Below are 21,770 nucleotides of genomic sequence, written 5' to 3'. Positions count from 1 at the left end.
TCTCGCCCGACACCGGATCCCCGTCGGCCGGATCCCCGTCGGCCGGATCCCCGTCGGCCGGATCCCCGTCTCCGGTGGCCCGCTGATGGGCGACTCGTTCAAGACCGTCGCCGAGAGCGGGCCGCTGGTACTGGCGTTCTTCGCGGCGGCCCTCGCCGGCCTGGTGAGCTTCCTGTCGCCGTGCATCCTGCCGCTCGTCCCCGGCTACCTCTCGTACGTCACCGGCCTGGCCGGCGCCGACCTCGACGCCTCCCGGGTAAGGAAGGGCCCCCTGTTATCGGATTCCGTTGTAGAAGGGGCCCTTCCTAACGTCGAAGGCGGTGCAACGGGCAGCGGCGGTGCACCGGCCAGCGGGGGTGCGGTGGCGGTGGAGGTCGCGGAAGCGACCCCGAGCGTTCGTGCGGTCAAGGGTCGGGTGCTCGCCGGCACACTGCTCTTCATCACCGGCTTCACCGTCGTGTACGTGCTCAGCGCGATCCTCGCGGCCAGCGCGGGACAGTTGCTCGCCACGCACCGCCGGGCACTGGAGATCGGCATCGGGGCGCTGATCATCCTGCTCGGGCTCGCCTTCCTCGGCCTGGTGCCCGGTCTGCAACGCGAGTTCCGGATCCAGCGGCTGCCGACGGCCGGGCTGATCGGCGCACCGGTCTTCGGTGCCGTCTTCGCCCTCTCCTGGCTGCCCTGCTCCGGGCCGACCCTCGGGGCGGTGCTCGGGCTCGCCGCCGTCAGCGGACAGACCGATCGGGCCGCGCTGCTGGCGGTCGCGTACTGCCTCGGACTCGGGCTGCCGTTCGTGATCTTCGGGCTCGCCTTCCGGCGGCTGCTCGGCGTCTTCAAGGCGATCCGGCGTAACAGTCTCTGGGTCACCCGGATCGGCGGGGCTCTGCTGGTCGTGGTCGGGCTCGCCCTGGTCAGCGGCGGATGGCTCGACTTCGTGATCTGGTTGCAGACCACGTTCGGTGTGGGTGAGGTCAGCATCTGATGTCCAGCGTCGAGGAACGTACCGGGACCAACGCGGGGGGCAAGGCCACGGCGGGCGCCGACGGTGGCCCGTCGACCGTACGACGCAGCAACCGGGCGATCGCTCTGCTGCGCAACTCGTGGCGGCAACTGACCAGCATGCGTACGGCGCTGATCCTGCTCTTCCTGCTCGCCGTCGCGGCCATCCCCGGCTCGGTGTTCCCCCAGCGCAATATCAATCCGGAGAAGGTCAACGAGTACTTCAGGGCTCACCCCGACCTGGCCCCGGTGCTCGACCGGCTCGGCGGCTTCAGTGTCTTCTCCTCGATCTGGTTCTCCGCGATCTACCTGCTCCTCTTCACCTCACTCGTGGGCTGCATCGCCCCCCGGATGCGCGACCACGTTCGGACACTGCGTTCCGTACCGCCGTCCGGTCCGAAGCGGTTGGACCGGCTGCCGCAGCACGCGGTCCTGACCGACCTCGACGAAGCCGGGCGTCAGGCCGTCACCGAGGCGGGCGGTGAGCTGCCGGCGATCGCGTCGGTGCTGCGCAAGCGCCGCTGGCGGGTGGTGGTGCACGGCAACACCGTCGCGGCCGAGAAGGGGTACGTGAAGGAGAGCGGCAACCTGCTCTTCCACATCTCGATGCTGGCCATGCTGCTCGGGGTGGCGATCGGTTCCTGGTACGGCTGGCACGGCAACCGGCTGCTCGTCGCCGGTAAGGACTTCTCCTTCTGCAGCACCCTGGACCAGTTCAGCGAAACCGGTCTCGGCCCCCGGGTACACGCCACCGACCTGCCCCGGTTCTGCCTGCAACTGACCGACTTCAAGGCCCGGTTCCTGCCGTCCGGGCAGCCGGAGTCGTTCAGTGCCTCGGTTCTGGTCGACGAGAACGGTGGGGCGCAGCGCCAGGCCGACTTCTCGGTCAACTCGCCGCTGCGCCTGCACGGGGCGAGCGTCTACCTGCTCGGCCACGGCTACGCCCCGGTGATCCGCTACACCGACCGTAACGGCAGGTCGCAGACGCTCACGTCGCCGTTCCTGAGCAACGACGGCAACCTGACCAGCGAGGGTGTGGCGACGTTTCCGGACGTCAACCTCGACCCGGCGACCGGGAAGCGGGATCCGTCGCTCCAGGTCGCGTTCGAGGGCATCTACCTGCCGACCGCCCCGGAGCAGCCTCCGTTCGTCCGCTCGCAGTTTCCGGAGGAGCGGAACCCGGCGCTGATGCTGATCCCGTACCGGGGCAACCTCGGCATGGACGCCGGCCTGCCGGGCTCGGTCTACAGCCTGAACCAGAAGCTGATCAGCGACGGCAAGCTGACCCAGGTGGGGGACGCGAAGCTGCTCCGTCCGAACGAGAAGTGGACCCTCGACGACGGTACGACGGTCGAGTTCCTCGGCACCCAGCAGTACATCACGCTCTCCGTCCGGTACGCCCCCGCCTCGACGTTGATGCTGGTCAGCTCGGCGACGCTGCTGATCGGACTGATGTTCTCGCTGTTTGGGCGGCGGCGGCGGGTCTGGTTCCGGGTGACGCCGGCCGACCCGGACGATGAGTCCACGACGCGCGGTAGTAGTTTGATCGAGGCTGGTGGGTTGCCGCGCACCGACTATGCCGGGTTCGCCGACGAGTTCAACCAACTCGTCGCCGCGGTGAAACGCGGTGCCGGGGGCCGAGAAGGGACCGAGTAGATGGCCGCACTCTCCGACCAGCTCCTGGTGTTCACGATCCTGGGCTACCTGATCGCGATGATCAGCCACGCCGCGTCGTACGCCTTCGACGGTGGGGCGGTCGCCCGGGTGGTCCGCCCGGCCCGTCAACTTGTCTCGGTGGGCTCGGCGGAGAGCACCGACGCTCCCACCGGATCGACGCCGGCCGGGCCGGCCCGGCCGAGGTCGACCGGAAGGGCGGCGATCGCCGCCCGGGTCGCCCTGGTGGCCACCATGATCGCCACCGCGCTGCACTTCGGAGCGGTGGTCACCCGGGGCGTGGCGGCCGACCGCCTGCCCTGGGGCAACATGTACGAGTTCGTGCTCTCGGTGACCTTCGTCGGCGCCGCCGGCTGGCTTTACCTGGTCTTCCGGTGGCCGGCCGTACGCCAGTTGGGGCTCCTCCTGACGTTGGTGATGGTGGTGTTGCTCGGCATCGCCGGGCTGGTGCTCTACACCTCGGTGGTGCCGTTGGTGCCGGCGCTGAACTCGTACTGGTTCGACATCCACGTGACGACGATCAGCTTCTCGTCCGGGATCCTGCTGCTCGCCTTTGTGCCCGCCGCGATGTACCTGATGCGGGCCGGGTACGAGGACGGCAAGCGGAGTTTCCCGTACGTCCTGGCCCGTCGGTCGCCGAGTGCCGCCACCCTGGAGCGGCTGACCTTCGGCCTGAACGCGTTCGCCTTTCCGATCTTCACCTTCGCGGTGATCGCTGGAGCGGTCTGGGCCGAGGCGGCCTGGGGTCGGGCCTGGGGCTGGGACCCGAAGGAGACCTGGGCGTTCATCTCGTGGGTGGTCTACGCCGGTTACCTGCACGCACGGGCGACGCCGAGCGTGCGGCGCAACGTGGTCGCCTGGATCTCGATCCTCGGCTTCCTGACCATGCTGATGAACCTCTTCGGGGTGAACTTCTTCTTCACCGGCCTGCACTCGTACGCCGGGGTCAACTGAGCCTCGCGGCTGGACTCATGCCGCAAGACTTAGAAGTACATCGGCCGGAAGGCGACCGACCTACAGCACCCGCTGACCGTGCTGGAAGATGCTGGCCTGCTCGTACGTGACCCGGACCCGCTGCGGAGCGGGAGGAGTTCGTACCGGATCACCGAACCGCTGGTCACCTTCTACGAGGCGGTGACGAAGCCGGCCTGGACGGCGTTGGAGCAGCGCCGGGGGGCAGACGTCTGGCGAGGGGCGCAACGGCGGTTCACCGTCGCGGTGCTGGGCCCGCGCTTCGAGGAGATGGTTCGCCAGTGGGCGGGCCGGTTCGCCGGGCCGGAAACGCTCGGCGGGCTCGCCGCGCAGGTCGGCTCGGCAACCATGACCGATCCGGCGACCCGTACCAGCCACGAGTTGGACCTGGTCGCACTCGGTGAGCAGCCGCTCGGTGGTGCGCCCCGCTCGGTGCTCGCGATCGGCGAGGTCAAGTGGGGCCGGACGCTGGGGCAGCTGGACGTTGACCGGCTGGATCGGGTACGCGACCTGTTGCGGCGACGACCAGGGGTGGACGCCGAGCGGTCCCGCTTGCTGCTCTCCAGTGCGGCCGGGTTCACCGAGCAGTTGCTGGCCACGTCGGCCGGTCGGCCGGACGTGCTTCTTGTCGACCTGGAGCGGTTGTACGGCGGCGACTGACCGGAGCACCGCCGTGACGCAAGCGACCGACCAGGCCGAGTAGATCTAGCTGTTGACAAGATGTGCCGTCGGCACCAATCTTGACACTGACAAGCCGTGTTCGACTCGCCCCCGGGAGCCTGCTGTGACACCGGAAACCCGCACCACCGCCGCCATCCTGCTCATCACGGTCGGCACCATCGCCTTCGGCGGATTGTCGTTGCTGATGAACCTGGTCCGGCGCATACCCGGTTACCTGGACAACCCGGTACGCCGCGCGCTCTGGACCGCCGGCCACGCCCACGCCGGAGTGCTCGTACTCCTGGCCCTGGTCGCTCTCCTCTACCTCGACCAGGCGGACTGTTCGGACGGACTCAAGACACTGGTCCGGAGCCTATTCGTCGCCGCCCCGATCCTGATGCCACTCGGCTTCTTCCTCTCGGTCGTCCGTCCCTCGGACACCAAGCCGAACAAGCTGATCTGGCTGGTCGTGGTCGGTGGGGCCAGCCTGACCGCCGGCACACTGCTGCTCGGCATCGGTCTGCTCTGAACCAGGCGGGGCGCGGGCACCCCGGTTGAGTCGACCCGCCTGCCGGTGCGGGAGACTGGCGGGTATGGCCCGTGGTTTCCCGTACGCCGATCTCAAGGATTTTCTCGCCGCTCTGGAGAGCGCGGGCGAACTGCGCCGGGTGACCGTGCCGGTCGACCCGACGCTGGAGATCAGCGAGGTGGTGACCCGGACGGTACGGGCGAACGGGCCCGCACTGCTCTTCGAACGCCCCACCCGGGGCGAGATGCCGGTGGCGGTCAACCTCTTCGGCACCGAGCGCCGGATGGCGATGGCCCTCGGTGTGGAGCGCCTCGACGAGGTCGGTGACCGGATCGGGGCCCTGGTCAAGCCGGAACTGCCGGTCGGCTGGTCCGGTATCCGGGACGGCCTGGGCAAAGTGCTCCAGCTCAAGTCCGTCCCGCCGAAAAAGGTCAAGACCGCCCCCTGTCAGCAGGTCGTCTACCGGGGCGCGGACGTCGACCTGAACCGGCTGCCGGGCCTGCAGGTCTGGCCCGGCGACGGCGGGATCTTCCACAACTACGGACTGACCCACACCAAGCACCCGGAGACCGGCAAGCGCAACCTCGGCCTCTACCGATTGCAGCAGCACTCGCAGAACACCCTCGGCATGCACTGGCAGATCCACAAGGACTCCACCGCCCACCACGCCGTCGCCGAACGCCGGGGGGAGCGGCTGCCGGTCGCGATCGCCATCGGCAGCGACCCGGTGGTCAGCTACGCCGCCTCCGCCCCACTCCCCGGTGACATCGACGAATACCTCTTCGCGGGCTTCCTGCGCGGTGAGCGGGTCGAGATGGTCGACTGCCTGACCGTGCCGTTGCAGGTGCCGGCGAACGCGCAGATCGTGCTGGAGGGGTACATCGAGCCGGGCGAGCGGCTACCGGAGGGACCGTTCGGCGACCACACCGGCTTCTACACCCCGGTCGAACCGTTCCCGGTGATGCACGTCGAGGTGATGACCACCCAGCGCGACCCGATCTACCACTCGATCGTCACCTCGCAGCCGCCGCAGGAGGACCACGGGCTGGGCAAGGCCACCGAGCGGATCTTCCTGCCCCTGCTCAAGTTGATGATCCCGGACATCGTCGACTACGACATGCCCGCCGCCGGGGTGTTCCACAACTGTGTGATCGTCTCGATCCGTAAGCGCTACCCGAAGCACGCCCAGAAGGTGATGAGCGCGATCTGGGGTGCGCACCTGCTCTCACTGGCCAAGCTGATCGTGGTGGTCGACGAGGACTGCGACGTGCACGACTACTCCGAGGTCGCGTTCCGCGCCTTCGGCAACGTCGACTACTCGCACGACCTGCTCGTCACCCAGGGACCGGTGGATCACCTCGACCACTCGTCGTACCAGCAGTTCTGGGGCGGTAAGGCGGGCGTCGACGCGACCCGGAAGCTCCCCACCGAGGGCTACACCCGAGGCTGGCCGGAGGAGATGACCATGTCGCCCGAGATCCGGGCACTGGTCGACAAGCGCTGGAAGGAGTACGGAATATGAGGCGGGCACAGTGAGCGCTGCCACCACCACCGTCGCCGAGCGGCCAGGGCGGGTGAAGTCCTTCCTGAAGCTGGTCGCGATCGAGCACTCGGTCTTCGCGCTCCCGTTCGCGTTCCTCTCCGCGCTGGCCGCGATGTTCGCCGACGGCGGTCGGGTGCGCTGGCTCGACCTGCTGCTGATCACCATCGCCATGGTCGGCGCCCGTACCTTCGCCATGGCGGCGAACCGGATCATCGACCGGCGGATCGACGCGCGCAATCCGCGTACGGCCGGTCGGGAACTGGTCACCGGGGCGGTGAGTGTCCGGACGGCCTGGATCGGCGCGATCGTCGCCGTGATCGTCTTCCTCGGCGTCGCCGCCGCGCTCAACCCGCTCTGTTTCGCGCTCGCCCCACTCGCCGTCGTCCCGCTGGTCGTCTACCCGTACGGCAAGCGGTTCACCGACTGGCCGCACGCGATCCTGGCGGTCGCCCAGGCGGTCGGCCCGGTCGGCGCCTGGCTCGCGGTGACCGGCAGCTTCTCCGGTTCCGGTCCGGCCTGGCTGCTCGGTGCGGCGGTCGGCCTCTGGATCGGCGGCTTCGACCTGATCTACGCCTGCCAGGACGCCGAGATCGACCGTGAGATCGGGGTACGCAGCGTTCCCGCCCGGTACGGCAAGTCGTTCGCGCTGCGCCTGTCGAGCGTGACGCACGTGGTGACGTTCGCGCTCTTCGGCTGGTTCGGTGTGCTGATCGGCCTGGGCTGGCTCTTCTGGATCGGGCTGGCCCTGACCGCGGTGGCCTTCGTGTACCAGCACCTGGTGGTGACGCCGACCGATCTGTCCCGGGTCAACCGGGCGTTCTTCACCGCGAACGGGTTCGTCGGGATCGCGCTCTTCTTCTTCGCCCTGTTGGACCTGGTGTTTCGGCTCCACCTGCGGGCCTGAGCGGCGGCCCGGGGGCGCTACCGGAGGTCTGGTGGCGCGGCGGGAGGCACCGAGACGGTCCGCCCGCCGCTCTGCCGGTAGCGGCTGCTCTCCAGCGACCAGTCGATGGTGCCGCGTACGGAGTACGCCACCCCGTCCAGGTAGTCGTCGAGGGCCTCGTCGATGCCCGGCCCGAAGGACGGTACGGCCGCCCGCAGCGCGGCGAAGCCGTCCATTGTCCGCTGCCAGCGGCGGGCTACCGCCCGTACCGCCGCGTGTTCCGGTAGCCCCTCGGCTCGGGCGACCGCGAGCACCAGGTTGTGCCCGCCGGCGGTGGCGGTGTCCCGGGCGAGTGAGAGCACGTCGTTGAACCAGGAGAGCAGGTCGTTTCCGGTGGCGGCGTACGCGCGTACGGCCGGGTGGTGGTAGACCGCGTCGGGCAGTGGTCGCCCGGTGGCGAACTCGATCAACGTGTACGAGACGTACGCGGCCGAGGTGGCGCGGCGCAGTTCCAGGTACTCGGGCACGGTCGGTTGCCGGCCGACCGCCTTGTTGTCCGCCTCGACCAACACCCCGTCGAGGTGGTGGGCGACCGCGTCCACGAACCGGTCCCGGGCGGCCGGGGAGAGTCGTCGGGAAGGCACCCGCCACGCGTCGGCGAGCTGCCACCGCAGTGGTCCGGTGAAGCCCGGGTGGCGGCTGCGGGGGCCGTTGCGGAGCATCCGCAGGATGCCGCCGCGCAGACCTCGGACGTAACCGGGGTCGGGACCGGCGGTGCCGTCGCAGGCGTCGTCGAGGAGGAAGAACCAGGTGAAGAGTGCGCTGAGGGTCCGTAGGTCGGCGGGGGAGGCGGTCGGGTAGAGGCGTCCGGCGTAGCGGGCGAAGCCGTGGCGGTGTAGCCGGGCGGCGGCGTGGTCGTCCAGGGGCAGTCCGGACCGCCGGAGCCAGCCGGGTAGCCAATCCTGGATAGAGTCCGCATGAGGCGAGATCCGCGATGGAATGGGACAATCAAACTCAATCGACCAGGGTGCCTCGCCGTCCATGCCGTCGCCTCCCCAAACGACCGGTGCCGGGCCTGTCGGAAAGCATGGCATTTCCGCAGCGCTTCGGCGGCCCCCGGCGCTACTCATTCCCGTCCGGTTCGATGCGAACCCGCCCTGCTCGGTCGGCCTGCCCTGCGCCCGGAGTGCCCCCGGTGCCACGGCCGCCGTCCGGACCGGGCAGGCTGGGTGCATGCGCAGGCCGTGGGTGGTGGGGGTTTCCGGAGCATCGGGTACGCCGTACGCGGCTGCTGTCATCAACGGGCTGCTCGACGCCGGGGCGGCGGTCGACCTGGTGGTCTCCCGGGCGGCCCGGCTGACCATCCTCGACGAGACCGGCTCCGCGTTCCGTGACGCCCATTGGCGTGACGACCTGAGCGCCTGGCTGGGGCGGGACCTCGCCGCGGCGGACCTGGCCCACTGGCCGGCCGGGGACCTGGCCGCCGGCCCGAGCAGTGGGTCGTATCCGGTGCGCGGAATGGCGGTGGTTCCGGCCAGCACGGCAGCCTGTGCCGGGATCGCCATCGGGCTCTCCAAGGACCTGCTGCAACGCGCGGCCGAGGTGAACCTGAAGGAGCGCCGACCGGTGGTCGTGGTGCCCCGGGAGACCCCGGTCACCCGCAGCCACCTGGAGCATCTGATCGCGTTGCACGACGCCGGGGCGGTGGTCCTGCCCGCGAGCCCCGGCTTCTACGGTGCGGGTGCGTCGGCCACGGCACGACAGCTCGTCGACTTCGTCGCCGGCAAGGTCCTCGACGCGCTCGGTGTTCCGCACTCGCTGTTCCGGCGCTGGGCCGGCGAACTCGGTGCCGGCCGTGATGACCAGGGATCGGTCGACTGACGTCTGAATCAGAACGTCACGGCCCTACCTGGGATGTTGAGGGCTTGGGATGGTGAGGGAATCGGGCCGGTCCCCGGCCCGATCCTCAGGTGGTACTCGCTGGTTGGTTCTCAGTGCAGGCCGACGTTGCCGGCACTGGCTGGGCCAGTTCCGGTCGGCGTTGCCGGACCGGCGTTGCGCGGCCGGTTGGCGATGTTGTCGTCGACCTCGTCGAGCATGCCCTCGCCCTCAAGCAGGGCACGCACCTCCGACTCGCGGAACCGCCGGTGCCCGCCTGGCGTCCGGATACTGCCGATCCGTCCGGCCGCAGCCCATCGGGTGACGGTCTTGGGGTCGACGCGGAACAGCGCAGCTACCTCGCCCGGCGTCAGCAGACGATCTCCAGTGTCCACAGCCCCCTCCTCGCGTCCACGAAGTCCCCGGACTGGTAAGACCGCCCCCGGGACAAAAGTGCCTGCCAGAGCCTTCGGTGGGGACGTACGGCAATTACAGCACCGCCAGAGTGTCGTGTCCGGCGAACGCGAAAACGCCCTGAGTGGGAAGTTAGCTCTGCCGATATGTGGTTTTTACGTGCTTTGAGCGTGGCCCACCGCCTACCGGTCGTTACACGTCCCATCCACCGGGATAGTGTCTACAGTCCGTGGACGCTATAGACCTGGTGCTCGTCAATCTCCTGCAGGCCAACGCTCGTCTCTCCTACGCCGAGCTGGCCCGGCAGGTCGGTCTCTCCGCGCCCGCCGTACACGAGCGGGTCGGCAAGCTGGAGGCGAGCGGAGCCATCCGCGGCTATCGGGCCGACGTCGAACCGGAGGCGATCGGGCTCGGCGTGACCGCACTGATCGGCATCGTGCAGGACTCCGGCGGCGACACCGACGACGTGCTCTCCGCGCTCCGCGACATGCCCGAGATCGAATCGTGCTACTTCATGGCCGGCGTCGAGTCGTTCCTCCTCAAGGCCAGGGTCGGCACGATCGCCGAGTTGGAGCAGTTGATCGTACGGCTCAACCGGACCGCGGGCGTCGCCTCGACCCGGACCGGGATCGCCCTCTCCACGAAGTGGGAGAACCGGCCGCAGCCGACGACCGCGGAAGCCCCGAACCGCCCGGCCTGAACCCGTCCCCCGGCTCAGGTTCCCGGTTCGGCGCCTCCCCGGATCACCGTCCCGGCTCAGCGACGTACCTCGGTCCCGACCCGCTCGGCCAGGCCGGGATAGTCGACCACGTACCCGTCCTGGTCGAGCCGCAGCTCCGCCTCGAAGCCGTCGTCCAGAAAACGTACGTTGCCGCCCTCCAACACCGTGTAGACCTGCTCCGAGGGGACCACGACCAGGCTCGGCACCAGCACCCAGGCGACCGTGAGCCGGTGCACGGCGCCCGGCGTCGCGGTGCGCAGACCGAGCCGGCGTACCGGCAGGGTGTTGAACAGCGGTGCACCGCCGAGGTCGACGTCGAGCGCGTCAGCCAGCCGGTGCGGCTCCTCGATCCCGGGAATGCCGGCCGGTGGCTTTCCGGCGGCGGCCAGCGCGGCGTCGAGGTCGCCCTGTTCGGCGGTGCTGGCCCGCCACCGCCCGGCGGCCCGTTCCAGCCGGATGCTGCGCAGCCAGCCCGCACCTTCGACGCTGACCTCCAGACGTACCGTCGCCCAGGTCTCGTCGGTGGTCACCTCGTACCGACAGGTGTAGGGGAGCGGGTCGACCGCCAGCGCAACGCCCCGGGCGAGCAGCCCGCGCCGGTCGTCGAGAAGCACATGGTCGGCGCCGGGCAGGTCGGTACGGTTCCAGAGCAACGATCTCGGCATCATCGGCATAGCCGGGACGTTACCGCCGGAAAGCGCTCACGGCCGGCCACGATGCCAGCACCGACGACAAAAACGGCGGGCGGACGACGTGGTCGAGCCACGTCGCCCGCCCGCCGCCAAGGTCGGTCAGGCCAGCTGGAGATCAGTGGGTACGGGTGGGACGGCGGCTGCCGAACGGGCGGTCGCCACCGGTACGCGGACGCTCGCCCTGGGCCTCGCTCGGCCGGTCGTGCCGAGGCGTGCTCTCGTGCCGGAACCCGCCCCGACGATCGTCCGAGCGCCATTCCCCACCGCTGCGCCACTCGCCGGCCGGACGGGTGCCGGCGGTCCGCTCGCCCTGCGGGCGGTCACCGAAGCGACGTTCGCCCTGCGGCCGGTCGCCGTAACGGCGTTCGCCCTGCGGCCGGTCGCCGAAGCGGCGTTCGCCCTGGGGGCGGTCACCGTAACGGCGTTCGCCCTGGGGGCGGTCACCGTAACGGCGTTCGCCCTGCGGCCGGTCACCGTAACGGCGGTCACCGCGCGGGCGGTCGCTGTAGCGTTCCGGCTCGGCCACCACCGGCACGCCACTCGGCGCCTGGGCGCCGGTCAGCTCGGCCAGTACCGCGTCGCCGGGGCGTACCCGGGTCTGAGCCGGCTCGACGCCCGCCTTCTCCAGCATCGCCAGCGTGGTCCGGCGCTGCTTCGGCAGGACCAGGGTCGCCACCGCACCGGACTCACCGGCCCGAGCGGTACGACCGGCCCGGTGCAGGTAGTCCTTCGGGTCCTTCGGCGGGTCGACGTGCACCACGAGGGAGACACCGTCAACGTGAATGCCCCGGGCGGCCACGTCGGTGGCGACCAGGACACTCGTCCGGCCTTCCTTGAACTCGGCCAGCGTGCGGGTCCGTACCCGTTGGGTCTTGCCGCCGTGCAGCGCGCCGGCCCGGACACCGACCGCGGCGAGCTGCTCGACCAGCCGGTCCACCCCCATCTGGGTACGGGCGAACATCATCGTGCGGCCCTGGCGGGCCGCGATCGACGCGGCGATCGCGAACTTGTCGTGCGGCGGGATCAGCAGCAGGTGGTGGTCCATGGTGGACACCGCGGCGGTCGCCGGTGCGGTCGAGTGCGTCACCGGGTCGTGCATGAAGCGCCGGACCAGCGCGTCGACGTCACCGTCGAGGGTGGCCGAGAAGAGCAGCCGCTGCGCGTTGACGGGCGTCTTCGAGAGCAGCTCGGTGACCTCGGGCAGGAAGCCCATGTCGGCCATCTGGTCCGCCTCGTCGAGCACCGTGATCTCGATTTCGTCGAGCTTGCAGACACCGCGCGAGATCAGGTCGCCGAGCCGACCCGGGGTCGCCACGATGATCTCCACGCCGCGCCGTAGCGCGTCGATCTGCCGGTCGTACGGCACCCCGCCGACGGCGGTCTTCAGGAACACGCCGAGCGACTTGCCGAGCGGCATGAGCGCGTCGTTGACCTGCATCGCCAGCTCGCGGGTCGGGACCAGGATCAGCGCCCGGGGGTGCAGCGGCCGGGCCCGGCCACCGTTGGCCACCCGGGCCAGTACGGGCAGGCCGAAGGCGAGCGTCTTGCCGGAGCCGGTCTGGCCACGGCCGAGTACGTCCCGGCCGGCCAGCGCGTCAGGAACGGTCGCCTGCTGGATCTCGAACGGGGTGCTGATGCCCTCGCGGGCGAGCGCCCGGACGAGCTGGTGCGGCAGACCGAGCGCGGCGAAGTCGCGTACGGGTGCCGGTGCGGCCTCGGCGACCGGCTCGGGCTCCTCGGCCAGAGCGGGCTCTTCGGTCTGCGTGACCTCGGCGGGCTGAACGGGTGCCCCCGCCTGGGCTGCGGGTTCGATCTGCTCCGTCGAATCGATCTGCGCGGTCGGGGCCGTGGTTGCGTTCGGGGCCTCTGCGGGGTCGACCGGGGAGTCGAAGACGGACGGGAACGTGCTGGGATCAGCGAAGGGCGTCAAGAAAAACCTCTCAAGCGGGGCACATCTTCGCGAATGGCCCACTGCGGCAAACGCCCGCCGCTGAATCGCCCGCAAGATCGCCCAGGGGCGCGCTTTGTGCGCGCCAGGTCAGTAATCGCGTCAAGTGTACGGCTTCTTGGTGGTCCTAGCATCGACCGACCCCGGCCAGTGGGCAGGGTCACCCCGACCACCGGGCCCTCTCACGGGCGCCGTGGCCGGGGTGCGCGAAGGAACGGTGCGCCGGATCAGCCGCCGAGCAGGCCGCCGAACAGGTTGTTGAACGCGTCACCGGTCCCGAAGACCACGAGCAGACCGATCGCGACGAGTACGGTCAGTCCGGCGACCAACACCCCGATCATCTTCGCCGTGCCGCTGTTGCTGGTGGGCGTGTCCGCCCAGCCCTGCGCCAGGATGTGCCCGGTGAGCGAACCGGTGTTCTCCACCGGGTTCCCGGTCCGGATCGGCACCGTCAGGTCCGCATGGTTCCCGGTCCGAATCGGGATCGTCAGGTCTGCCGCGTTCCCCGTTCGGATTGGCACCGTCAGGTCTGCCGCGTTCCCCGTTCGGATTGGCACCGTCAGGTCGGCCGCGTTCCCCGTCCGGATCGGCACCGTCAGGTCTGCCGCTGAACCATCATCTGCGCCGTGGACGGTCCCCTGGCCGGGCTTCTCGACCGCCGTCCGGGAATTGCCCGTCGAAAGTCGGATCGGTTGCGTGGTGAGGGCGGACGTCGAGGTGTTGATCGGCTGAGTGGTGAGGGCGGGATCGGTCGCGTCTACCGGCCGGGTGGGCGCGTCCGACGCAGTGCTGATCCGCTGGGTCGCCACCGCGTCCGGAGCCGCCGGGATGCCGGTCGAGGTGGAAGGCGACGGCACGCGGCTCGCCGGTGGCGGGGGGAACGGCGGTACCGGGGCCGGCACCGGCGGGCCGGGCGGCGCTGGCGGAGCAGGCGGGACCGGACCCGGTCCGGGCGGCGGGGGAGTCGGTCGGGGCGGGTGAGGACCGGGGGCCGGTGGAGCGGGCACCGGTACGGGCGGAGTCGGCTTCGGCGCCGGCGGAACCGGGAATGGGGTCGGCGCCGGTCCGGGGCCGGGTGGCTTCGGCGGTTCCGGCTTCGGCGGGCGGGCCGGCTCGGGCGGCTGCACCGGATCCGGCGGCTGCGGCGGCACGGCCGGACGCGGGTCGGGGTCCAGGATCGGGACCGACCCGCTGCTCTGACCGGCCCGGTAGACCGTGGGCTGGACGCCCGAGGTGGACGCACCACCCGCTCGGCCCTCGGCCGGCGCCGTGTCGACTCCGGAGCCTTTCGTGCCGGAGCGGACACCTGCTTCGCCCGCCTCCCCGGAGCGCTGCGTCGGGATCAGGTAGCCGATCGTCGGCTTGCCCCAGGGGCGGTCGGTGGACCTCGGTGGAACGTCCTCGCCCGAAACGAGGTCGGTCGTGGCGTCGTCGGTCGAGTCGGCGTTGGTCGTGGCGTCGTCGGTCGAGACGGCGTCGTCGACCGGCTCCGGTCCGTCGTCTGATTCGGGAACCGTCTTCGGTGCGCTCTCCGCCATCGTCGCCTCCGCCCAGAGCGGGCCGTCCGGAGGTGGCGGAGGCGCCTCGTATGCCTCCTGCAGCTCATCGTCGGCGGCCTCCGGCACGACGGTGCCCAACGGCGGCACCTTCGTCACGTCGTCCGCCGCCTCCGGTGGCGTCGTGGTCAAGGTTCCGGTATTGGAACTGGCCAGCCCGACGGCTGGCGGTGCCTGCTCTTCGCCCATTGTTGCCTCCCGCGCCCGCACCCGGACCGGTGGCGCCGGACCGGGAGTGCCCTCGATCCTCACCGTGCCACATCCGGGCACGGGCGGACAGTCGGAGCCCGTTGTCCGGCCGAGCGGTCCGCGCGCCACAGACGCGGCCCGCTCGATTCGGCGGCGGTCAGGTGCCGCTCGGCGTCCCGCTGTTCGAGGCCGACGGCGACGGCGTGGAGCCGGTGGTCGGGTTCGGTGTCGGTGAGGGCGTCGCGTCCGGCGTCGTATCCGGCGTCGTCGGCGGTGTGCCCGGTGTCGTCGGCGTACCCGTACTGGGGGTGGGGTCGGGTGACCCGGTCGTGGGCTCCGGCGTCGGTGTGGGGGTCGTCGGCTCCGGAGTCGGAGTCGGAGTGGTCGGCCTCGGGGTCGGCGTGGTGGTCGTCGGCCTCGGGGTCGGCGTGGTGGCCGTGGGCGTCGGCGTGGGCCGGGTGCTCGTCGGCGTCGGGGTGGGCGTCGTGGTCGGCGCCGGCACGGCCCCGTAGATCCGGGTCGCGGCATAGAAGCGCGACCACCAGACGGTCGAGACCTTCACCACGTCGCCCGAGTTCGGGGCGTGCACCATCTTGCCGCCGCCGATGTACATGCCGACGTGGTGCACCGTCGTCCAACTGCTGCCGGAGGCGAAGAAGATCAGGTCTCCGGGGAGCAGCGAGTAGCGGTCCACCGCCCGGGCTCTGGTCGCGTAGTACTGGTCCTTCGCCACCCGGGGGAGCTGGTATCCGGCGCTTCGGTACGCCGCCCACATCAGGCCGGAGCAGTCGAACTCGTCCGGTCCTTCGGCCGCCCAGACGTACGGGTCCCCCCGCTGCGCCAGCGCGTACTGCACCGCCTGGAGAGCTCTCGGGTCGGCAACCATTCCGGCGACGCTGTCGCTGTTGAGAGAACCGGGGCTGAGCTGCTGCTCGGCGGCCTCCCGGGCGCGCTCGATCGCGGCGAGCTGGTCCGCGTTGTCCCGCTTCAACTTCAGCAGGTCGGCTTCGAGCTGCTTGAAGGTGGTTTCCTTCGTGGTGAAGAGCGTGGTCGCGGCAGTGACCCGGGCGTCGGCGGCGAGTTGTCCCTCGCGTGCCGTCTGCTCGGCCGCTCGGGCACGAGTGAGTTCACGGGCGGGAGCGATGCTGTCCGTGCCGGCCGGCGCGCCCTTCTGGAGGCGGCTCAGCGCCCCCAGCCCTTCCAGGTCGGAGCCGAGCGCGCCCGGCGGCAGACCGGCGGCTTCCTTGAACGCCTCGGCGGCGGCGACGTCAGCCGCCTGCTGTGCCGCGAGCAACTGCTCGCGCGCCGAGCGCCACTCGGTCTCGGCGGTCACCAGCAGGCCGGCTGCGGTGTCCCGATCCTGGCGTAGCTGGAGCAGTTCGTCGCCGAGAAGGGCGAGCTGGGTCTCCTTGGCCTGGATCTGGGTGGCGAGCGGGCCGCTCAGCAGCGGCGGCAGCGGGGTGGTGGGACCGGTGCCACCGGTCGGCGCGGTGGCGCCGGGCAGCAGCAGGGAACCGACCACCGCCGGCCGCGAGCCGGTGTCCGGCACGGTGGTGGGCAGGGCCGGATCGGCGTAGACCGGGGTGGCGAAGGCGAACGCGACCACTCCGCTGAGCAGTGCGGACCAGGCCAGCGGCCTGAGCACCGGGCTGATCAGCGGTCGGCGGTGTCGTCCCCGTCGGTTGCCCGTCTTCTGTGCCATTCCGCTCCCTATCCAGCAATCGAGGGCCCGGTCTTGTACCGCCCCGGTGCCCTCGTGTCCGGCGATGTGCCCGGCGTCCCACTTTTGTCTACCGCACCGCGCCCAGGAAGTCGATCGGGGCGGGGGTAACAAGAGCCTGAGAGTCTGATGACGGCCGCCTGAGTGTCGGATGGCCGGCGGGGGTCCGGTGAACTACATCGCTGTGGCAGTGGCCGTCCGGACGTTCCCGGGTGGGCCACGTACGCTCGACCCTGGATCGTAGGGAAGGACGGGCCCGCCATGGATGCCGGACGCAAGCGTGAGCTGGAAGAAAAGGTCTACGCCGGGGAGCGGCTGAGCCGGCAGGATGGCGAGGACCTCTACGACAGCGACGACCTGGCTTGGTTGGGGCGGCTGGCCCACCACCGCCGGACCGAGACCAACGGCGACCGGGTGATGTTCAACGTCAACCGTCACCTGAACCTGACCAACGTGTGCAGCGCCTCCTGTGCGTACTGCTCCTTCCAGCGCAAGCCGGGCGAGAAGGACGCGTACACGATGCGGATCGAGGAAGCCGTCCGCAAGGCCAAGGAGATGCAGGACGAGCAGCTCACCGAGCTGCACATCGTCAACGGTCTGCACCCGACGCTGCCCTGGCGTTACTACCCGAAGGTGCTGCGCGAGCTGAAGGCCGCGTTGCCGACGGTGAAGCTGAAGGCGTTCACCGCCACCGAGGTGCAGTGGTTCGAGAAGATCAGCGGGCTGCCGGCGGACGAGATCCTGGACGAGCTGATCGACGCCGGGCTGGAGTCACTCACCGGTGGCGGTGCGGAGATTTTCGACTGGGAGGTCCGGCAGCACATCGTGGACCACGCCTGCCACTGGGAGGACTGGTCGCGGATCCACCGGCTGGCGCACTCGAAGGGGCTCAAGACCCCGTCGACGATGCTCTACGGCCACATCGAGGAGCCCCGGCACCGGGTCGACCACGTACTGCGGCTGCGCGAGTTGCAGGACGAGACCGGCGGCTTCACCGTCTTCATCCCGCTGCGTTACCAGCACGACTTCGTCGACTCGGCGGACGGCAAGATTCGTAACCGGATCCAGGCCAAGACCACGATGGCGTCCCCGGCCGAGTCGCTCAAGACCTTCGCGGTCTCCCGTCTGCTCTTCGACAACGTGCCGCACGTGAAGTGCTTCTGGGTGATGCACGGGCTGTCGGTCGCCCAGCTCTCGCTGAACTTCGGCGTGGACGACCTGGACGGTTCGGTGGTCGAATACAAGATCACCCACGACGCCGACTCGTACGGCACACCGAACACCATGCACCGCGAGGACCTGCTGAACCTGATCTGGGACGCCGGGTTCCAGCCGGTCGAGCGGGACACCCGCTACAACGTGGTACGCGAGTACGACGTCCCGCCGACCCTGGCGCAGCGCCGGGCGGAGCCGCAGCAGGTCTGGGCCTGACCCCGGGCGGGGTTGCCTGCTCTTAACCTGCCCCATGTCCGGCGTGCGTGTTGGCGTGCGTGCCACGCCACTGGTCGTCAGTAGCTTCCATTCACCGTGATGATTGATGCTGCCGAGCGTGGTCGAGTCGAGACCGGACGCCGGATCAAGAGGCTCCGCCGTCCACTGGCCGGCGGTCTGACCGCACTGGTGGCCGCCGTCGTGGCCGCCCTGCCGGCGTACGCGGGCGCTGCGCCGGTGCCCGGTCCGAGCAGTTCCGGATCGGTAGACATCACGGTGGAGATCGGACCTCGCCCGCCCACACCGACCGGGTCGGGCAGTCCGACCCCTTCGCCCACTCCGACCGGCTCGACCAGTCCCACTCCGACCGGCTCAACCAGTCCCACGCCGACCGGGTCGACCAGTCCCAGCCCGACCGGCTCGACCAGTCCGAGCACGTCCACCAGCCCGACCGGGTCCGCGACCCCCAGCACCTCCGGCAGCCCGGGGCCGTCGGCCAGTTCGACGAGCCCGGCACCGCTCGGCAACGGTTCCGGAGGCGTCCTGCCCCGAACCGGGATGCCGCTGATGGTGCTCCTCGGCGCCGCCGCCTTCCTGGTGGCGGTCGGGCTCAGCCTGCGGGCAGCCGCGGAGCGACGGACCGCCTGAGCGGATCCGGCCGGCGGTTCGGGACGGCGATCGGCCGCGCGCCCACCGTCCGCCCGTACGTGGCCGCGGTATCGCCGTCCGCGGTGCCCTCCACCCTCCGCTGTGGACGGCGAATGCCTGACCAACGGTCATCTGATCCGCGAACCGGACATCGATAGGTGTGATCGGCGCAATGGGTCAATGACCGAATCCGAGACGCTATCGATGCATTTACCTAGGTAACGATAAATGGAACTACTGCGCCTTATCTTGCCAATGCAAGGTACGCCCTATTTGATCACCCCGAGTGAACTGATGTTCACCCCGTGCATGTCTGGCGTGAGCATTTGGCTCTGCGCCCCGTCACGGAGCGTGCGGAGCCTGATCGCGGTGGTCGCCCCGACAGTGAGGCCCACGCATGCGCGTTCCGCGCTCGACGGGAGGAACTGGTGCAGCAGTCGCGTTTCGTCTTCCTATCCATGCCGGCGAAATCATGCGGCCAGGTGGACGAGGCTGCCGAGGAGGTGTTGTGGATGCTCGTCTCGCCCAACAATCGACAGTTGGGGCGCGGTGATGAGGGCTACGGGACGTACGCCGAGTGCCGCGCGGCGGTCGTACGCCTGCGGGACGAGCACCGTCGGGCCGACGCGATGGCCCTGGCCGACGAGTTGACCGGCCAGTGGGTGTGGCGGCTGGAACTCGACGGCGAGACGGTTGCTGTCTCCAGTCGGTCCTACCTGCGCGCCCGAGAGTGCAGCTACAACCTGGAGCGGTTCCTGGCCGCCGTACCACAGGCCGACGTGGTTGACGGGACTCGGGCGGTCCGCAAGGGACAACGGCTCGGCGGTGACGTGCGTACCGTGTTCAGGTCGTCCAGCCTGCGCCGGCCCTACGGCCCGGACAACGGAACCAGGGCGGCGATCTGATGGCGCCGCCCGCCGCCCGCACCACGTTGCCGCCGGCACCGAAGGATCCGCCGGACGTTGCTCGGCGTACCGTCGACCGGCCGGGCCCGGCGGACCTGGTCTTCCGCGCGGTGGCCCGGTCCGGTGGGCTGCTCGTGCTCGCCATCATGGCGCTGGTCGGCGTCTTCCTGGCCTACCGCGCACTGGACGCGATCGAATTCGCCGGCTGGTCGTTCCTGAGCGAGCAGCGGTGGGAGCCGGAGTCCGGCCGGTTCGGGATCGCCGCGGTGCTCGTCGGCACCCTGCTCATCGCCCTGGTCGCGATCGTCATCGCGGTGCCACTGGCGATCGGTGCCGCGCTGTACATCTCGGAGTACGCACCGCGCCGGATGAGACAGACCCTGGTGAGTCTGGTCGACCTGATGGCCGCGGTGCCGAGTGTGGTCTACGGCCTGTGGGGGCTCTTCCTGCTCCAGGGCAACGTGCTCGGGTTGTCCCGGTGGATCTCGACCTACTTCGGCTGGATCCCGCTGTTTCGGGTGGACGGGGTGGACCCGAGGGACCCGTTGGCCACCGACTCGGTCTACACCTCGTCCACCTTCATCGCCGGGATCGTGGTGGCGATGATGGTCGCGCCCATCATCTGCTCGATCATGCGTGAGGTCTTCGCCCAGGCACCGGCCGGCGAGCGGGAGGGCGCGTACGCGCTCGGGGCCACCAAGTGGGGAATGATCCGCTCGGTCGTACTGCCGTTCGGCAAGGGCGGCATGATCGGTGGGACGATGCTCGGCCTGGGCCGGGCGCTGGGCGAGACGATCGGCGTCTACCTCGTCATCTCCATGATCTTCGCGATCCAACCCAACATCGTGCAGAACGGCGGCAGTTCGGTGGCCGCGCTGATCGCGCTCCGCTACGGCGACGCGACGCCGATGGGCATCTCCGCGTTGATGGCCGCCGGACTCGCACTCTTCCTGATGACCCTGGTGGTCAACTTCATCGCTTCCAGCATCGTGGCGCGATCCAGGTCCGGCGCGGCGAGCGAGGCGTGAGGAGCGGTGATGACTAACAGGCAGCTCACCGAGACGGTACGCGACGAATTCGTACCGCAGGCCGTACACCTCGCCGACGAACTCCGTACCAGCCGCTCTCCGGACCCGGCTGCACCGGCGACGACCGTACCGGTTCGTGGCCCGGAGCCCGAGCGGCCCGAGGAACGGCGGACGACCGGCACCAGCCGGCGCAGTGACCGGTTCGCGGCGGCCGGTGCCGCCCTCGCCGCGCTCGCCTGCACCGTGATCGTGTTCACCCAGTTGGCTCCCTTCGACGGGCTGCTGGGCTTCGTCGTGTTCGCCTGGCTCTCGTTCGTCGGCATCTACGCCCTGCTGGTCAGCTTCGACGAGGACGGCCCGGCGGTCCGCGACCGGCTGGCCGCGGCGGTCGTGCACAGCCTCGGATTCCTGCTCCTGCTCGGCCTGGTCGTGGTGGTGCTCTTCACCCTGTTCCGGGGACGGGCGGCGCTGGTGCACCTCAACTTCTTCGTCCAGGACATGCGGCTGGCGGGCCCGCTGGAGCCGTTGAGCGTCGGCGGTATCTGGCACGCGATCGTCGGCACCCTGGAGCAGATCGGGATCGCACTGGCCATCACCGTGCCACTCGGTGTGCTCTGCGCGGTCTTCCTCGGCGAACTGCCGGGCGCGTTCAGCCGGTTCGTCCGTACGATCGTCGAGGCGATGACGGCGCTGCCCTCCATCGTCGCGGGCCTGTTCATCTACGCGACGGTCGTACTGATGATCGGGTTCGGCAAGTCCGGCTTCGCCGCGTCCCTGGCGATCACCGTGATGATGCTGCCGATCGTCATCCGGGCGTCCGATGTGGTGATCCGACTGGTGCCCGGCTCGCTGCGCGAGGCGTCGTTGGCGCTGGGAGCCTCCCAGTGGCGCACGGTCTGGCATGTGGTGCTGCCGACCGCGCGCTCGGGCCTGGCGACCGCGGTGATCCTCGGCACCGCTCGCGGTGTGGGTGAGACCTCGCCCGTGCTGCTGACCGCCGGGGTGAACGCGGGGATGAACGCCAACCCCTTCTCCGGCTGGCAGATCTCACTGCCGCTACAGACGTTCGAATTCGTCAAGTCGCCGCAGCCGACCATGATCGCGCGCGGGTTCGGCACCGCGGCCACCCTGATGGTGCTGGTGCTCGTGCTCTTCATCGTGGCCCGGACCATCGGGGGCCGGGGTCCCGGTCAACTCACCCGACGCCAGGCGCGGCGCCGCGTCGCCCAGTCGGAACGCGACAAGCGCCGCTTCCTGGAGCGGCAGTCGGCGACGGCGCCGCTCGCCACCGAGGAGACGACTCCCCCCGCCCTTCCGGACCGCCATCGCGACCCGGAAGTCGATCCCGCCGACCATCGCGAGGAACGAGATGTGTGAACG

Annotated in this window: 20 protein-coding genes; 13 read left to right on the top strand and 7 right to left on the bottom strand. The window is 70.1% G+C overall.

Annotated elements, in window-relative coordinates:
- Positions 1 to 85 precede the first annotated feature (85 nt).
- From ACIBF5_RS08635 to mqnP, 7 genes are all read left to right on the top strand, one after another.
- Complete coding sequence (locus tag ACIBF5_RS08635; RefSeq protein WP_396809514.1) at positions 86 to 982, top strand: cytochrome c biogenesis CcdA family protein; 897 nt, start codon at positions 86 to 88, stop codon at positions 980 to 982.
- Positions 983 to 1,119: 137 nt separating this feature from the next.
- Positions 1,120 to 2,655 carry a cytochrome c biogenesis protein ResB gene (locus ACIBF5_RS08630; RefSeq protein ID WP_396809941.1) on the top strand — a complete coding sequence of 512 codons (1,536 nt, stop codon included), beginning with the start codon at positions 1,120 to 1,122 and terminating at the stop codon, positions 2,653 to 2,655.
- On the top strand, positions 2,656 to 3,627 hold the full coding sequence (ccsB, locus tag ACIBF5_RS08625) for a c-type cytochrome biogenesis protein CcsB (RefSeq protein WP_396809513.1): 972 nt from the start codon (positions 2,656 to 2,658) through the stop codon (positions 3,625 to 3,627).
- 78 nt (positions 3,628 to 3,705) lie between these two features.
- Positions 3,706 to 4,305 carry a hypothetical protein gene (locus ACIBF5_RS08620; protein ID WP_396809511.1) on the top strand — a complete coding sequence of 200 codons (600 nt, stop codon included), beginning with the start codon at positions 3,706 to 3,708 and terminating at the stop codon, positions 4,303 to 4,305.
- Positions 4,306 to 4,429: 124 nt separating this feature from the next.
- Positions 4,430 to 4,834 (top strand): hypothetical protein, encoded by a 405-nt coding sequence (locus tag ACIBF5_RS08615; protein ID WP_396809509.1) that lies wholly within the window; start codon positions 4,430 to 4,432, stop codon positions 4,832 to 4,834.
- A gap of 64 nt (positions 4,835 to 4,898) precedes the next feature.
- Positions 4,899 to 6,356 carry a menaquinone biosynthesis decarboxylase gene (locus ACIBF5_RS08610; protein WP_396809507.1) on the top strand — a complete coding sequence of 486 codons (1,458 nt, stop codon included), beginning with the start codon at positions 4,899 to 4,901 and terminating at the stop codon, positions 6,354 to 6,356.
- Positions 6,357 to 6,366: 10 nt separating this feature from the next.
- Positions 6,367 to 7,281, top strand: a complete 915-nt coding sequence (gene mqnP, locus ACIBF5_RS08605) for a menaquinone biosynthesis prenyltransferase MqnP (RefSeq protein ID WP_396809505.1) — start codon at positions 6,367 to 6,369, stop codon at positions 7,279 to 7,281.
- Positions 7,282 to 7,298: 17 nt separating this feature from the next.
- Here the strand turns inward: mqnP and ACIBF5_RS08600 are convergent, their stop codons facing one another.
- Positions 7,299 to 8,303 carry a terpene synthase gene (locus tag ACIBF5_RS08600; RefSeq protein ID WP_396809503.1) on the bottom strand — a complete coding sequence of 335 codons (1,005 nt, stop codon included), beginning with the start codon at positions 8,301 to 8,303 and terminating at the stop codon, positions 7,299 to 7,301.
- A 190-nt stretch (positions 8,304 to 8,493) separates the two neighbouring features.
- On the opposite strand from ACIBF5_RS08600, the gene ACIBF5_RS08595 reads away from it, so the two are divergent.
- The gene (locus ACIBF5_RS08595; RefSeq protein ID WP_396809501.1) at positions 8,494 to 9,141 is read left to right on the top strand and encodes a UbiX family flavin prenyltransferase; all 648 of its coding nucleotides are present in this window, start codon (positions 8,494 to 8,496) and stop codon (positions 9,139 to 9,141) included.
- Positions 9,142 to 9,251: 110 nt separating this feature from the next.
- On the opposite strand, the gene ACIBF5_RS08590 is transcribed toward ACIBF5_RS08595, so the two are convergent.
- A complete protein-coding gene (locus ACIBF5_RS08590) occupies positions 9,252 to 9,533 on the bottom strand; it encodes a BldC family transcriptional regulator (RefSeq protein ID WP_121158100.1) in 282 nt (93 codons plus the stop codon).
- A 248-nt stretch (positions 9,534 to 9,781) separates the two neighbouring features.
- Between ACIBF5_RS08590 and ACIBF5_RS08585 the strand changes: the two genes are divergently transcribed.
- Positions 9,782 to 10,252, top strand: a complete 471-nt coding sequence (locus ACIBF5_RS08585; protein ID WP_396809498.1) for an Lrp/AsnC family transcriptional regulator — start codon at positions 9,782 to 9,784, stop codon at positions 10,250 to 10,252.
- Positions 10,253 to 10,308: 56 nt separating this feature from the next.
- Here ACIBF5_RS08585 and ACIBF5_RS08580 read toward each other — a convergent pair whose 3' ends face one another.
- The 4 genes from ACIBF5_RS08580 to ACIBF5_RS08565 all read right to left on the bottom strand — a co-directional run bounded on the left by ACIBF5_RS08580 (position 10,309) and on the right by ACIBF5_RS08565 (position 16,360).
- Positions 10,309 to 10,947 (bottom strand): putative glycolipid-binding domain-containing protein, encoded by a 639-nt coding sequence (locus tag ACIBF5_RS08580; protein ID WP_396809496.1) that lies wholly within the window; start codon positions 10,945 to 10,947, stop codon positions 10,309 to 10,311.
- Positions 10,948 to 11,080: 133 nt separating this feature from the next.
- Positions 11,081 to 12,709 (bottom strand): DEAD/DEAH box helicase, encoded by a 1,629-nt coding sequence (locus ACIBF5_RS08575; RefSeq protein WP_396809939.1) that lies wholly within the window; start codon positions 12,707 to 12,709, stop codon positions 11,081 to 11,083.
- Between the two features lie 431 nt (positions 12,710 to 13,140).
- Complete coding sequence (locus ACIBF5_RS08570; protein ID WP_396809494.1) at positions 13,141 to 14,658, bottom strand: hypothetical protein; 1,518 nt, start codon at positions 14,656 to 14,658, stop codon at positions 13,141 to 13,143.
- Between the two features lie 157 nt (positions 14,659 to 14,815).
- Complete coding sequence (locus tag ACIBF5_RS08565) at positions 14,816 to 16,360, bottom strand: C40 family peptidase (RefSeq protein WP_396809492.1); 1,545 nt, start codon at positions 16,358 to 16,360, stop codon at positions 14,816 to 14,818.
- Between the two features lie 279 nt (positions 16,361 to 16,639).
- On the opposite strand from ACIBF5_RS08565, the gene mqnE reads away from it, so the two are divergent.
- Complete coding sequence (gene mqnE / locus ACIBF5_RS08560; protein WP_396809491.1) at positions 16,640 to 17,809, top strand: aminofutalosine synthase MqnE; 1,170 nt, start codon at positions 16,640 to 16,642, stop codon at positions 17,807 to 17,809.
- A gap of 77 nt (positions 17,810 to 17,886) precedes the next feature.
- Here mqnE and ACIBF5_RS08555 read toward each other — a convergent pair whose 3' ends face one another.
- Entirely contained in the window at positions 17,887 to 18,336 is a 450-nt protein-coding gene (locus tag ACIBF5_RS08555) for a hypothetical protein (protein ID WP_396809490.1), read from the bottom strand.
- Positions 18,337 to 18,885: 549 nt separating this feature from the next.
- Between ACIBF5_RS08555 and ACIBF5_RS08550 the strand changes: the two genes are divergently transcribed.
- From ACIBF5_RS08550 to pstA, 3 genes are read left to right on the top strand one after another with little or no spacing between them, the layout of a single operon-like run.
- A complete protein-coding gene (locus tag ACIBF5_RS08550) occupies positions 18,886 to 19,362 on the top strand; it encodes a hypothetical protein (RefSeq protein WP_396809489.1) in 477 nt (158 codons plus the stop codon).
- Positions 19,362 to 20,390, top strand: coding sequence for a phosphate ABC transporter permease subunit PstC (gene pstC, locus ACIBF5_RS08545; protein WP_396809487.1), 1,029 nt, complete (start codon positions 19,362 to 19,364; stop codon positions 20,388 to 20,390). The genes ACIBF5_RS08550 and pstC overlap by 1 nt, the downstream gene beginning before the upstream one ends.
- 9 nt (positions 20,391 to 20,399) lie before the next feature.
- A complete protein-coding gene (gene pstA / locus ACIBF5_RS08540) occupies positions 20,400 to 21,767 on the top strand; it encodes a phosphate ABC transporter permease PstA (RefSeq protein ID WP_396809485.1) in 1,368 nt (455 codons plus the stop codon).
- Positions 21,768 to 21,770 lie beyond the last annotated feature (3 nt).

It is taken from the genome of Micromonospora sp. NPDC050417, from assembly GCF_044458865.1.
Taxonomy (GTDB): domain Bacteria; phylum Actinomycetota; class Actinomycetes; order Mycobacteriales; family Micromonosporaceae; genus Micromonospora_G.
This window is presented reverse-complemented; position numbering and strand designations above follow the sequence as displayed.

Coding starts and splice junctions, on each gene's coding strand:
- ACIBF5_RS08570 (WP_396809494.1), bottom strand. CDS start 14,658: ATGGGCGAAGAGCAGGCACCGCCAGCCGTCGGGCTGGCCAGTTCCAAT.
- ACIBF5_RS08630 (WP_396809941.1), top strand. CDS start 1,120: ATGCGTACGGCGCTGATCCTGCTCTTCCTGCTCGCCGTCGCGGCCATC.
- ACIBF5_RS08635 (WP_396809514.1), top strand. CDS start 86: ATGGGCGACTCGTTCAAGACCGTCGCCGAGAGCGGGCCGCTGGTACTG.
- pstC (WP_396809487.1), top strand. CDS start 19,362: ATGGCGCCGCCCGCCGCCCGCACCACGTTGCCGCCGGCACCGAAGGAT.
- ACIBF5_RS08600 (WP_396809503.1), bottom strand. CDS start 8,303: ATGGACGGCGAGGCACCCTGGTCGATTGAGTTTGATTGTCCCATTCCA.
- ACIBF5_RS08595 (WP_396809501.1), top strand. CDS start 8,494: ATGCGCAGGCCGTGGGTGGTGGGGGTTTCCGGAGCATCGGGTACGCCG.
- ccsB (WP_396809513.1), top strand. CDS start 2,656: ATGGCCGCACTCTCCGACCAGCTCCTGGTGTTCACGATCCTGGGCTAC.
- ACIBF5_RS08610 (WP_396809507.1), top strand. CDS start 4,899: ATGGCCCGTGGTTTCCCGTACGCCGATCTCAAGGATTTTCTCGCCGCT.
- ACIBF5_RS08565 (WP_396809492.1), bottom strand. CDS start 16,360: ATGGCACAGAAGACGGGCAACCGACGGGGACGACACCGCCGACCGCTG.
- pstA (WP_396809485.1), top strand. CDS start 20,400: ATGACTAACAGGCAGCTCACCGAGACGGTACGCGACGAATTCGTACCG.
- ACIBF5_RS08580 (WP_396809496.1), bottom strand. CDS start 10,947: ATGCCGATGATGCCGAGATCGTTGCTCTGGAACCGTACCGACCTGCCC.
- mqnE (WP_396809491.1), top strand. CDS start 16,640: ATGGATGCCGGACGCAAGCGTGAGCTGGAAGAAAAGGTCTACGCCGGG.